Origin of the sequence: Streptomyces sp. SID5469, from assembly GCF_009862865.1 — a bacterium.
Lineage (GTDB): Bacteria > Actinomycetota > Actinomycetes > Streptomycetales > Streptomycetaceae > Streptomyces > Streptomyces avermitilis.
This window is the reverse complement of sequence record NZ_WWIN01000001.1, coordinates 218929-229470: the sequence shown is the minus strand read 5'-3', so window position 1 is coordinate 229470 and position 10542 is coordinate 218929. Positions and strand designations below refer to the sequence as shown.

Here is a 10542-nt window from a genome sequence, read left to right as displayed (position 1 = left end):
CGGGAGGTCACGACGCGGCATTTCATGTTGACCCTTCAGCGGTGAAAAGCGAGAAGTCGTCGCCGTCGTACACAGCGAGCTGCCCCCACGGGTTTATGCCGGAGCCGAAGCGTGCCGCTTGCTGAGCCAGGTCGAACAGCAGGCACAGCACGACGCTCGTGATGCGGTCCATACGGCCTGAGCACTCGGGATCGGCCGCGGGAGCCTCGATAGCGGCAGGGCTGAGCCGCTGGATCTCTGCGGCACGAGGGAGGAGATCACGCACGGAGGAACCCCCGCTTGCGGTCGATGTCTGTGACCTGGCCGTGCTGTGCCTCGATCTCAACCTCGGCAGCGCGGGCGTAGTGCTGCACTACGGGTGTGCTGAATGCGCGCAGTGCGATGCTGCTTTGTTGGAAGTCGGTGAGGGCTTCTTCGAGGTTGCGTGGCACGGGGAGCGGGTCGGCAGCGTGGTAGGCGTCGCCGGTGCAGGGCTCGGGGAGCTTGGGATGGTTGTTGAGGCCGTAGACGATGGCCGCGATGGTCGCGGCGAGTGCGAGGTAGGGGTTGGCGTCGGCTCCCGGCAGGCGTACTTCCAGGTGTGTGCAGGCGTGGTGGCCTGTGATGCGGATGGCGCAGGTGCGGTTGTCGCGTCCCCAGGTGTAGTTGGTGGGGGCGAAGGAGTGGCGGACATATCGTTTGTAGGAGTTGGGGGTGGGTGCGTACAGCGGAACCAGCTGCGGCAGTGCGTCGATCAGCCCGGCAATGGAGTGCTGGAGTAGCTCGGGCAGCTCCTCGCGTGGACGCATGGCGAAGGCCGCCTCGTCGTCGCGCCACAGGGAGATGTGCAGGTGGAGGCCGGATCCGGTGCCGGTCTGCGGGGCGGCCATGAACGTGGGTGTGAGGCGGTGTTGTGCGGCGATGTGACGGACGGCGTGTTTGTGGAGGGTGTAGGTGTCGCATGCGCCCACGGGGGTGTCCCGTAGGGCCAGGCCACTTCGATCTGGCCTGGGGCTCCTTCCGTTTTGATGGCCTCGATTGGTGCGCCTGCTTCGTGCAGGGCGTTGTGCAGGTCGTGGAAGAACGCGTTCAGGGCGGGCGGGCGGTCCAGCGCGTAGTCGAGGTTGTCGGGGGACACGGGTGTCGGGTTCCTGAACCCGGATCGGCGCAGCTGTGCTTCGGTGCCTTTGTAGAGGACGAATTCGCTCTCGATGCCGACGCGTGCCTGCAGGCCGTGGACGGCGAGGGCCCGCAGTTGGCTGCGGAGGATCTCCCGTGGTGCGACGGCGACGGGGCGGCCGTCGGGGTGTACGGCGTTGCCGTGTACGAGGACCGTGCCTGGCAGGTAGTTCAGGCGCCGGATGGTGCCCAGGTCGGGGACGACACGCAGGTCTCCGTATCCGGTGTGCCAGCCGGCGAGTTCGAACCCGTCCAGCGGGTTCATGTCCACGTCTGTCGCCAGGATGTAGGCGCACATCTCCGGTCCGCCGGGCAGCTTGGTCAGGAAGTGGTGGGCGTCGAGGTTCTTGCCCATCAGCCGGCCCCTCAGGTCCGGGACGGCGACCATCACCGTGTCGATCTCACGGCCTTGAACGAGGTGGCCGAGCTCTTCGAGTGTCACCAGCCCGGGGGCGGGGGTGGGGGAGAGGTGGTGGCTGATCTGGCCGGACATCACATCACCTCACCGGCGAGTGCCGTGTTCTCGGCCGCACTGCCGAGCGGGGGGATCTTGTAGTGCCGCTTGCCCTTGGTGATCCACATGGCCCACGCGAGGAGCAGGACCACCGCCAGCGCGAGGCCCGCGTAGTTGAAGGACTGTGCGGTGACGGGCGAGGCCTGCGGCAGGCAGAACACGACGGTCAGAACAGCCACGTAGGTGACGGAGATCCAGCCGAGGGGCTTGCTCCAGCCACCAAGGTTCCACGGGCCCGCCTGGAAGCGGTCACCGGCACGCAGGCGCAGGTAGACGGGGATCACGTACGCAGGCGTGATCCCGATGACGTTGATCGCGGTGACGGCGGCGTACGCGGCCGGCGAATACAAGCTCGGCAGCGCCAGGACCAGCGCGACGCCCACGGACAGCCACACCGCGGCGATGGGGGTGCGGGTGCGATGGGTGACACGCCGCCACGTCGAGGAGAACGGCAGAGCCCCGTCCCGCGAGAACGCAAACACCATGCGGGAGGCCGCGGCGGTTTCCGCGTTTCCGCAGAACAGCTGTGCCACGATCACTACCATCAGCAGCCCCTTGGCCACACCCGTGCCCAGGACATCGATGAAGATCTGCGCCGGTGGCACGCCTGTGCTCGAGCCCTGGGTGCCGGTGTAGTCCTGGACGGCGAACAGCATGCCTGCCAGCAGGATGAACCCGGCGATCCATGAGTAGCCGATGCTGCGGACGATGCCCTTGGGCGCCGACACCTGTGCCTGGCTGGTCTCCTCGGAGAGGTGGGAGGAGGCGTCGTAGCCGCAGAACGTGTAGGCGGCCAGCAGGCAGCCGAGGGCGGCCACGTAGACGGGGCTGGTGAAGCCGGTGGCGTTGTGGAAGTGGCCGAACACGAAGCCGGCGCTCTGGTGCTCGGCCGGGGCGAGGGTCAGGGTCCCTCCGATCAGCAGGACGCCGGAGATCTGCCACCACACCGAGATGCTGTTGAGGACGTTGACCAGGCGCACGCCGAGCGCGTTCAAAGTGCCGTGCAGGAGCAGGATGCCCGCGAAGATCAGGATCGTTGTCTCGGGTGTGGGCACAAGGTCCCACTGGAGGCTGGCGAACGCGCCGATGAACAGGGCGCAGCCGTAGTCGATGCCGGCGATTGCGCCGAGCAGGCCCAGCAGGTTGAGCCAGCCCGTCACCCAGGCCCAGCGGGGCCCGCCGAGCCGGTGAGCCATGTAATACAGGCCGCCCGAGGTGGGGTAGGCGGAGGTCACCTCGGCCAGGCACATGCCCAGCAGCAGCGTCATGAAGCCGATACCGACCCAGCCCCACATCATGACGGCGGGGCCGCCGGTGTTCAGGCCGTAGCCGAATAAGGTCATGCCGCCGGCCAGGATGCAGATCACGGAGAAGCTGATGGCGAAGTTCCCGAACCCGCCCATCCGGCGGGCCAGTTCGGGGTGGTAGCCGTGCGCGCGCAGCGCGGCGTCATCGTCGAGCTGGACTCTGGTTCTTCTCGCAGACAACGGAGAAATCCTCTGATCGAAAGGGGGGTGAAGGGTGAAGGGGGCAACGGTGAGCGGGGCAGGGCTGCGGGGGTGCTCGGATGGTCATCGGCGCCCGCTTGTAGCCGTCAGCGCTCTGCGGCGTGCGGAACGGAAATCGTCCTGCCACCACTGGGGGTTCGGGGTGACGTGGATCCACGGGGCGGGCGTGACGTGGTTGCCGATCTCCTCGAACACGGCAGTGGCCTGTCCCACGCCGGTGGCGGTCAGTCCGTGCGCCAGGTAGTTCAGGTCCAGCAGGGACAGTGAGCGCGGATCGGCGTGGGCGAACCAGCCGTACAGGGCCTGACGGGCGTAGTGAGCCTTGTCCTCGGTGGCCCAGTAAGCGATCACACCGACGCTCTGCGAACGCTGCCGAAGCAGCCGGTAGGACTCGACGTAGGCGTACAGCGGCAAAACCTTCAGCGCCGATCCCTCCGGTGCGACGGAGGCTACCCACTGGGCAAAATCCAGGGCTCCCCGGGCGCGGGCCTGAAAGACCTGGAGCATCCGGTGATACGCCTCCCGGCTGCCGGGATCCCGCTGGTTGACCCAGTTCAGCAATCTCCACGGACCCGGCGGCAGCATGGCATCGGCCGGCGTGGCCCAGTGCACCGGACTGTGAGGAAACCGCTGGTCGATGTCCGTCTGCGCCAGCGCCAGGTAGCACACGTAGGGCACCGGGTCTTCGGGCCACCGCTCCGCAGCAGCCCTGCACGCCGCCCAGACTGTGTGGACACCGTTGACCAGGTCCTGACCCGACAGTCCCCTGCGGTGAGCGTTGAGTAGCCTCTGGGTGAGCACGCGAGCCCACATCATCCTCGCGTCCACGTCCTCGGGCTCCTCCGAGCACCACGACTCGATCGCACGGCTGTTGGCGGCGACGACGGCCAGGACCTGACTGCGCGAGGTGCGCAGCCCCCAGTCGGTACCCGTGGCCCGAAGCAGGCGCTTTGCGGCGAGATACCGGTCCAGCCCGAGATCTTCGAGAGCGAGGCGGAGTTCTTCGTCACGGCCCGCAAGGTGAGTGATCAGGGGCGTGTCATCGCGGGTCATCGGCGCACCGCCACGAAAAGAGAGGGACGCGGGGAGGGCACCCGGCCCGTCATACATAAAAGGGGCATGGAGGAGAGTCCTCGAAAGGGGGGCGAGTGCCGCTGAGCGGCAGCCAACTTGCTCAGCACGGGGAGGCCAAAGCGGAAGACTGCGCTCGGCAGCAGATCAGAGGCAGTGACGGACAGCAGAGGGGGTCATGCGGCCGTTTCCGGCGGCTTGACGGCTACTGGGGGCGCTCAAGGATGGTGACCCAGACGATTTCACCATCGTGTGCTGCCGGGGACACTCCGTGGTCGTCAACGCTGCACAAGACGAGCAGGAAGCCCCGGCCGTGCTCGGCCTCCATTGAGGCCGACATGCCACTTGGCGGGAGGGGAGCGTAGTCGCGCACGCAGAGAAACAGCCGGTCAAAGACTTTGGTGACGGTGCCGTGGGTGCTCGGCGCCCGCGTCCCTGGGGCGGGTCATGCATGGTCGAGCACCGTGGTCAGTAGCTCAGACATGGCGAGAGCCGTCCTAGGGGAGAGGGCTCCGAGCCCCCACAGCCTCAGAGGGTGAAGGACCAGGAGCCGCGTGTCAGGGTGGTTGTTCCATCCGGCGTGATGGTGACCTGGGCTCCGTACACGGGCAGGGCGCCCTCGCGGTTGAGCCGGTTGCGGATGCGGTCCAGGTCGCTCCACAGCCGGCGCGGGCCGCCTTGGTGCACGGTCGGCGAGTCGAGGAACCCGCGGGCTGTGGCGCGGGCCCATGAGCCGTCGGGGTGCAGCAGCCACACGGTGCGGTTGCCACCGTCCATGCTGCGCCGGTACGTGATGCCGGGGATCTGGAGCTCGAGCATCGACATCACGTCCCATGCATCCGGCGGGTATAGCAGCGGGTAGCGGCTGGTGATGACGTCCTCTCCGTCTGCCTCTGCCGCCTCCTGCCACACGTCGTCTGCGGGCGGCCCGTAGTCGGCGCCGTGGCGAGTCGGCATGAACCCGGCCCGGTCCCATTCGATACGGCCTGTAGCGCCGCCTTCGTTGGTCTTGTCGGCGGCCAGGATCAGCCCCGTACCGGCGATGGTCGTCACCAGCCTCCCACCCGGCCGGAGAGCGGACAGCCAGGAAACGGGCACGGGCCGCACCGACACCGTGGCGATGATCCGGTCGTAGGCGCCGGGCAGTTCACCGGTGATGTCGCCAACAGCCATCTGTGGCCGGTACCCCGCCACCAGCACGAGCCGGTCCGAGGCCGCCTTCACCAGGTCGGCGTCCACGTCGATGCTCGTGACCCGGGCATGGCCGAGCCGGGCGCAGGCGAGGGCGGTTCCGTAGCCGGTACCGGTGGTCACCAGCACATCGGAATTTTCGGCGATCATCGCGTGCCGGTACATCCGCACGACCAAGCTGGGCAGCGTGGACGATGACGTCGGCGTTCCACTGGCCATGGCGCCAGGGGCGGCATGATCGGCGGGGCACGCGTCGACGCGGGTCACGAGCGTCTGATCGGTGTAGGCCGCCTCAAGCCAGGCATCCGGGGCAGCCGGGCCGTCACGCAGTAACCAGGCGTCACCGTCGCTCTGCCACCAGCGCGGCACGAACTCGTGCCGCGGCACGGTGGCTACCGGTTCGTGCCAGCGTGACTCCGGTCGGACGACCTCGCCGGCCAGGCGCATGGCCCGCGTTCGCCAGTCCATCACTGTCCCTTTCGCTTCCTCAGTAAGCAGGGTCGCAGGCTGGGGTGTTCGCCGGATCGCTACCACCTCTGTGGCAGCGTGAACGTCTCCCTGCCAGTCGAGGACGGTGAGTCCAGATCGGGCGATCGTGCGTGCTCGAGTGACCGTGTTGGGGTTTCCGGGGAGTTGAATGGCGGGGTACTCGCGTAACGACGGTACGGGTGTGGCGGTGCGTTGCATCGGGTGGTCAGATCCTTTGCGGAGAGGGAGGGTGCACCAGGTCGTCGTGCCGTCGGAGGTCGTGCCCCATTCGTCGGCCATGGCGCTGACAAGGGCGAGACCGCGGCCGTCCTCGTCCTCAGGGGACGCGCGGCGCAGGACGGGCCGATCCGGAGAGCCATCCCGGACCTCGATGACGACGTGATCGCCACTGATGAGCAAGCGAAAGCCGATGTCGGTACCGCTGCCGTGGCGGAAAGCGTTCGTGACCAGCTCTGTCGTGAGGAGTTCCGCGGTCTCGACCAGGGCCGGCTGGTTCCAGAGCTTCAGACCGGCCCGGATAATGCGACGGAGCCGACCGGGCCAGACGGAGTCTGCCTTCGTGAGGTGTCCCGGCATCGAAGCGGGATCGCGTTCGATGGACACCTCGTGGCCTGTACGCACGGAGCGAGGGATGGCGCTCGTCAGTGCGTCGAGCGCAGTCGATGTCATGCCCAGTCCTCCGGATCGACGGAAGTAGTGAACGGGTGCAGCGGCACCGGGCACTTGACGCTCAGCGCCGTTGCTCTGCCTCGTTAGTCAACGGGCGACTACGCGCAGGGCAAAGGAAAAAGCGGAGAGGGCCCGTCGGCCTCGGACCGGAAATTTTTACCTTCGGAGGGCCGGAGTCCGGGGTAGAGGACTACCGTGGGGCCGTGACGGCGAACGTCAATCTCGCAGCAGCTATGGAGCGGTCTGGACTAAGTCAGGGGGAGTTAGCAAGCCGTCTGAACCAGCGGATCGAGGCGTTGACCGGGAAACTCGGCGCGCTGTCCGATCGGCACGTCCGACACTGGCTCGCCGGGAAAACTCGCTGGCCGCATAAGAGACAACGGATCGTCCTCGAAGCAGAGTTCGGAGTGAGCGCGGAGGAACTGGGCTTCATACCTCCCCCTCGTCGTACCCCTGCACTATCGGAGGATGATGACGTGCGTCGACGCGCCTTCACCACGGCGACCGCATCCCTCACGGCCGCCGCTTTACGGCCCGCCCATCTGTCCAGTGGTGCTTCCCGCGTTGGGATGGTCGACGCCAACCGGCTGGAAGAGAACTTTGCTCGCTTGGTGGCCGCGGACGCCGCGACGGGTCTCACCGTCGGCCTAGAGACCCGGGCCGTCGCCCATGCCCAGCACGCTTTAGACCTCATGGCCATCGGCCACGCCAGCGAGCGCGTTCGCCGACGCCTGTACTTCCTCGCCGCCGCCTTCATGGGCACCGCCCTGTGGGCGGCCCTGGACCGGATGGAGACCGCGCGCGCGGGACGGCACCTCGACCGAGGCCTGCGCCTTGCGCGGCTCTCCGGCGATGCCGGGATGGAGATGCGGATGTGGGGCCACGCCGCCCTGCTTCACCTCCAGCAGCGGCAGTTCCCTGACGCCCTCGCCGCGGCGCAGATGGGCCGGGAGACTCAGGTGTGCCGCCGCGACCCGCTTTTCCGGTCCTTGGCCGCCGCCCGTCTGGCTGGTGTGCAGTCGGGAGCTGGAGAGCGTGCTGCAGCCGTGCGAACCCTCGGCCAGGCAGAGGTCGCGTACGAGCGCGCCACCCCAGAGCAGCTCCGCCCGGCCTACATGGACTTCTACGACCGGGCCGAATTCGAGGGGTTGGCCGGCCTCGTAATGATGCGGCTGGGCCGGAACGAGGAGTCCGAAGCCCACCTACACCGCGCGCTGTCCGGCCTGCGGCCTGACTATCACCGCAACCGCGTCTACTACACGGTCCTCTTGGCGACGACACAACTTCGGCAAGGGGACGCAGACGCAGCATGCGCTACCGCGCTGACGAAATTGCCAGACGACCCTGATTCACTGTCAGGGCGCACCAAGGCCCTGTTCGCGCGTTTCGACCAGGATCTGACCACTGAGGCGGCCGGAGCACACTTCGTGACCGAGTGGGCCGACCGTTATTCCCGAGGAGGAATTGCGTGACCGTCAACGTGAGGCACTACGGGGCTGCGGATCTGGACGAGATCCGCGAGACCATACTCGATCTCCACGTCGAAGTACGACACCGGGACTTTGGGCTCACCGGCCCGTTCTACGACCGCGACCGCTTCAACGAGCGGCTGTCTGCCTACGCTGCACGTCCGGGCTGGTCCGCAGCTCTGGGATACGAGGACGGGCAGCCAGTCGGCTTCTGCTTCGGCACCGCCCTGGCACCGGACACGAAATGGTGGGACTCGATGAAGGAACCCCTTCCTGCCGAGACCACCCACGAGGATGGCCACCGCACCGTCTCCCTCAACGAGATTGTGGTGCGCAAGTCGTGGAGGGGACGCTCCGTCGCCTGGCAGCTCCACGAGGCGTGGCTCCACGGCCGAACAGAGGAGCGAGTGACGCTTTTGGTCAACCCCGCGGCCGGTAACGGGGCAGTGCAGGCCCGGTACGAGGCCTGGGGGTATCGCTCCATCGGTCTGCAGCAGCCGTTCCCGGACTCTCCCGTGTTCGCGGTGATGCTCCGACCGACGAAGCTCGACTGAGCCGACAGACCCCAGATGTATCGACCCGCAGCGTTGTTCACGCGGCTGAGGGGTGGCTTGCCTGCGAGGGTGGTGTGGTTGCTGTTCTGTCCGTGGGAGGAGCGCAAGCCCGTACTCAGTGGCAGCTGAGTGCGTGCCAGCGGCGTTCGAATCCTGGGAGGCGTTTTTCGAGGTCGGTTGTTTGGATGGGCCGGTTGTACTGAGCTGTGATGCCTTGGTAGGCAAGGTCGTTGAGGACGGGTTCGCTGTCCGTGCGGGAGGTGCGGGCGCGGTGGGTGGCCCAAGCGTCGTAGATCCGGAATTCGAGGAAGTAGCGGGTGAGCGTTTTGGGTTTGATGGGGTGATTTTCGCGGTCGTGTATGCCGCGTTGGGCGAGGTGGGCGGATAGTTCGGTGCCGTTTGGTTCCTTGCCGTGCTGTTGCTGGAAGTCGTTCCAGGCCAGGTAGTAGTGGTCAACTGCGGTGAGGTCAGGGAGTGATGAGTCCCCGGCCTCCGCGTCGGGGGTCTCCTCGAGTGCAGGTTCCGGGCTGTGAGCGCGGTGCTCTGCAGAAGGGGTTGCACGGGGGGTGCGTCCTGGTTCGCTTCTTGTGCCGCGTACAGGGCTGGTTGCCGCCGGCTCTGGGGAGCGGCCGTCGTCGCGGCGCGAATCCCTGGGCTGCTGTGGCAGAAGACTGTCTAGGGAAGTGTCCGGTTCCTCAAGGGACGGGGGATGTCCTTCAGGGTTGGTCACCTCGTGGTGGTCCAGGACGTACTGGCTTGGTAGTGGGCCATGAGCGGAGGCCAGCCGGTATCCGTAGGTAGGGGAGAGTCGGCTGTGTTCCCGGGCACGGGACTCCTCCTCGTCTAAAGCTTCTTCGTGGTGTGGCGTCTCAGGTGTGTCGCTGGCTTCCGGTTGCGAGGAATCGTCGTGGTCGGGTACCACGGTGGGGTTCGGCTTGCCGGCTGGCTGCTGGGCTGTTCGGTCCCGTTCGTATTGCTTCCGCGGTGCATGGCTGGGGTCGCAGGGGTAGCTGGGGTCTCCGGCCTTGGGGGGTGTCGCGGGCCTTGTGTTTTCATCCGTTGGGAGTGCCTGGATGTATTCGCCACCGGTGGCGGCAGCGGGCTGGTTTCCCAGGGCTGCTGCGGTGACCTGTCCCGTCCCACGGCCGACTGTGTCTGCCGGTTCGGCCTGTGGCTGTGGCTGTGGTGCCGGAGGCAGCAGCACCGGTTCGATGCCGGCTGCCGCGAGGCCCGTGGGCGCAGTCTGGGTTAGTGGGACGCCGTAGCGGGCCAGGCGCAGCGGCATCAGCGACTCCACGGGGGCCTTGCGGCGCCAGGCGCGGCCGAAGCGGGTGTGGAGGCGGGCTTGGTAGACGAGACGTTCCTGCTCCAGCTTGATGACCTGCTCGTAGGAGCGCAGCTCCCACAGCTTCATGCGGCGCCAGAGCAGGAAGGTGGGGAGGGGGGAGAGGAGCCAGCGGGTGATGCGTATGCCTTCCATGTGCTTGTCGGCCGTGATGTCGGCGATCTGGCCGATCGCGTGCCGGGCTGCCTCCACCGCGACCACGAAGAGGATGGGGATCACTGCGTGCATGGCGGTGCCCAGGGGGTCCGGCCAGGCTGCCGCGCCGTTGTACGCGATCGTCGCTGCCGTCAGCAGCCACGCCGTCTGGCGCAGCAGCGGGAACGGGATGCGGATCCAGGTGAGGAGCAGGTCCATGGCGAGCAGGACGCAGATGCCTGCGTCGATGCCGATCGGGAAGACATAGCTGAAGTTCCCGAAGCCTTTCTTGAGGGCGAGTGCGCGGACGGCCGTGTACGAGCCAGCGAAGCCGATACCGCTGATGGTGAGCCCGCCGAGAACGACGGCGGAGATCACGAGGCGTTGTGCCCGGCCAAGGCACAGCAGCTGGTTTTGAGAAGCTGTCTTCACGGGCTGC

At 67.1% G+C, this 10542-nt stretch carries 8 protein-coding genes and 1 pseudogene; 2 read left to right on the top strand and 7 right to left on the bottom strand.

Features of this window, described 5'->3' with window-relative positions:
- Positions 1-22: 22 nt before the first annotated feature.
- The 6 genes and pseudogenes from GTY58_RS01030 to GTY58_RS41465 form a co-directional block, all read right to left on the bottom strand.
- Positions 23-172, bottom strand: coding sequence for a hypothetical protein (locus tag GTY58_RS01030; protein WP_154696703.1), 150 nt, complete (start codon positions 170-172; stop codon positions 23-25).
- A gap of 85 nt (positions 173-257) precedes the next feature.
- On the bottom strand, positions 258-950 hold the full coding sequence (locus GTY58_RS41205; protein ID WP_261172583.1) for a glutamine synthetase: 693 nt from the start codon (positions 948-950) through the stop codon (positions 258-260).
- Positions 951-1021: 71 nt separating this feature from the next.
- Positions 1022-1423, bottom strand: a pseudogene (locus GTY58_RS41200) (glutamine synthetase); the annotation flags it as partial.
- A gap of 227 nt (positions 1424-1650) precedes the next feature.
- Positions 1651-3159, bottom strand: a complete 1509-nt coding sequence (locus GTY58_RS01020; protein ID WP_010981634.1) for an amino acid permease — start codon at positions 3157-3159, stop codon at positions 1651-1653.
- 84 nt (positions 3160-3243) lie between these two features.
- A complete protein-coding gene (locus GTY58_RS01015; RefSeq protein ID WP_161271973.1) occupies positions 3244-4290 on the bottom strand; it encodes a hypothetical protein in 1047 nt (348 codons plus the stop codon).
- A gap of 489 nt (positions 4291-4779) precedes the next feature.
- Positions 4780-6600 carry an ATP-binding protein gene (locus GTY58_RS41465; protein WP_010981632.1) on the bottom strand — a complete coding sequence of 607 codons (1821 nt, stop codon included), beginning with the start codon at positions 6598-6600 and terminating at the stop codon, positions 4780-4782.
- A 203-nt stretch (positions 6601-6803) separates the two neighbouring features.
- On the opposite strand from GTY58_RS41465, the gene GTY58_RS01000 reads away from it, so the two are divergent.
- On the top strand, positions 6804-8072 hold the full coding sequence (locus GTY58_RS01000) for an XRE family transcriptional regulator (protein WP_137951565.1): 1269 nt from the start codon (positions 6804-6806) through the stop codon (positions 8070-8072).
- Positions 8069-8623, top strand: a complete 555-nt coding sequence (locus GTY58_RS00995; RefSeq protein WP_010981630.1) for an acetyltransferase — start codon at positions 8069-8071, stop codon at positions 8621-8623. Before GTY58_RS01000 ends, GTY58_RS00995 begins: the two co-directional genes overlap by 4 nt.
- Positions 8624-8738: 115 nt before the next feature.
- Here the strand turns inward: GTY58_RS00995 and GTY58_RS40055 are convergent, their stop codons facing one another.
- On the bottom strand, positions 8739-10535 hold the full coding sequence (locus GTY58_RS40055) for a DUF2637 domain-containing protein (protein ID WP_242432096.1): 1797 nt from the start codon (positions 10533-10535) through the stop codon (positions 8739-8741).
- Between the last annotated feature and the right edge of the window lie 7 nt (positions 10536-10542).

Excerpts from the sequence above, each read along its gene's own strand:
- GTY58_RS01030 (WP_154696703.1), bottom strand. The coding sequence starts at position 172 with ATGGACCGCATCACGAGCGTCGTGCTGTGCCTGCTGTTCGACCTGGCT.
- GTY58_RS01015 (WP_161271973.1), bottom strand. The coding sequence starts at position 4,290 with ATGTATGACGGGCCGGGTGCCCTCCCCGCGTCCCTCTCTTTTCGTGGC.
- GTY58_RS41465 (WP_010981632.1), bottom strand. The coding sequence starts at position 6,600 with ATGACATCGACTGCGCTCGACGCACTGACGAGCGCCATCCCTCGCTCC.